Source organism: Rhodosalinus sediminis, from assembly GCF_003385555.1.
GTDB classification, from domain to species: domain Bacteria; phylum Pseudomonadota; class Alphaproteobacteria; order Rhodobacterales; family Rhodobacteraceae; genus Rhodosalinus; species Rhodosalinus sediminis.
Genome location: NZ_QOHR01000068.1, coordinates 1 through 1,700, shown reverse-complemented (window position 1 = coordinate 1,700; position 1,700 = coordinate 1). Strand labels below are relative to the sequence as shown.

Genomic DNA, 1,700 nt, shown 5'->3' with positions numbered 1-1,700 from the left:
AAAAACACATCTTGTCCGTTATCAGTTTTTGTTTTTCGTGGGCTTGCCCCACCGCGCGTTTCTCATCGCCAGATGAGAAACTACTAAGCGCGCCTTCCGGAAAATTACCGGAAGAAAAACCCAGGTTCGGAATCCGAACTCAGTAATCGAGTGACGTCACTTTGCGGCGTTAGCCCTATCCTGCATCGGAGTAAAATCAATCGGACAAGATGTGACTTTGGTACACCGCCACCAAGGTGACGGATGCCCAAAGCCCTCATGGTCAGGGCGCAGCCCCGACACCCTGTTAGTCTGATTCGGTTTTATCTTTCGTCGGCGAACGCCGGTACTTTTTGACCTCGGTCTTCCACTCGAACGCGATGCGGGAACCGTCATCATCGCCCTCGGAAATATCATCCCCGATCACCATGTCGGCGTCGGTTTCCTGATCGAGTTTCAGCACGTCTTTGAGTGCGCCGCCGGTCGCCACAAAGCGGCGCTTGTGCGTCTGGCGGGTCAGTTCGAGGAACCATTTAGGATCGGCCACCATGTCGGCCGGCTTCGTGGAATATTTCAGGGTTTCGGCCACTGCGCCGCGCACCAGTTCGGCGGTCGCGCAGGCCAGCGATTCGCCGTCCTTCGGCTTGCGGGGTTTCACTGCCCGGACATCGACATTCGGATCGTAACTGACCCGCAGGCACTCACGCCACAGCTCAACCCAGCGTTCATGCCTGACGTAACTCTTCCCGTTAAGCATGCCCGGCGGAACCATCATCAGGGTGTGGAAGTGCGGGTGTGCGCTGCCGTCCCTGCCGCGGGTGACTTCCGTGGTGCGTATCCAGCCCTGAACTGGTCGGAACTCTTTACGGTCCTTCAGTCGCTGGAAAGCCGTGTTCATCCGGCTCAGCGTCTCGCCCAGCTCCTCGATCGCGCAGTTGCGCACGGTCAGGGTCAGAAACATCCAGCGGGAATCGGGGTAATCCGCCACGATACGCGGCAGGGACTGGTAGAAACGGGCTTGCCACATCAGGGAGCGCCTCCACTGGCAGACAGGACAGTGCCGGACACGGCAGAAATGCGCCTCACGCAGCCTCAGGCGCGTTTCTCCGGTTTCTTTGAGGGTAGACCACCCAAACCTCAGTAAACCGCCACAGGAGGCCATACGCGCCCCGTAGCGCTCATATTCAGCCGCAAGCAGGTAAATCCCTCCCACGTCGTCAGAAACGCTTCTGTGAGCGTCCCACGGCGCATCTGAGGGGGAGTAGTCAGTTAGGTTCTGGAGTTCAGGATTTTGCATGCACACCGCCCCATGCTGGGCGATGGCTCATTTGACGTGTTATCATTGCCATATCACCTGTGTTGTCGTGTCCAAATTCGAATTCCTACAGGTGGTCACACCCCCGAACTGTTAGCGCAGTTGCGGGGGTCGCTTTTTTCTGCGACCACTCCCGACAGAATACTTCCAAAACCATTTTCAGGCAAATCACACTCAAACCCTTGCGGCACAAGGGCTGGCGGCGTTTTTTGACGCCAGAGTTATCCCTTAAGTATAAATACAAGGATCGCGCGCACGAGACTCCGGCCATTTTCTGACCGATTTCCCTCGCGCGCACGCGAGGCTCACAATTCAGGGTCCGATTCTGACATCAAATCATGAGCCAACCTGGTCAGTTTCCGTTGACGGATATGCCGGGGATCATTTTCTTTTTCGGCCTTCCGCT

Annotated in this window: 1 protein-coding gene; it reads right to left on the bottom strand. The window is 56.8% G+C overall.

Going from position 1 to position 1,700, the window contains the following annotated elements; genetic code table 11:
• Positions 1-286 precede the first annotated feature (286 nt).
• Positions 287-1,141, bottom strand: coding sequence for a protein rep (locus DRV84_RS15090; protein ID WP_239995105.1), 855 nt, complete (start codon positions 1,139-1,141; stop codon positions 287-289).
• Positions 1,142-1,700 lie beyond the last annotated feature (559 nt).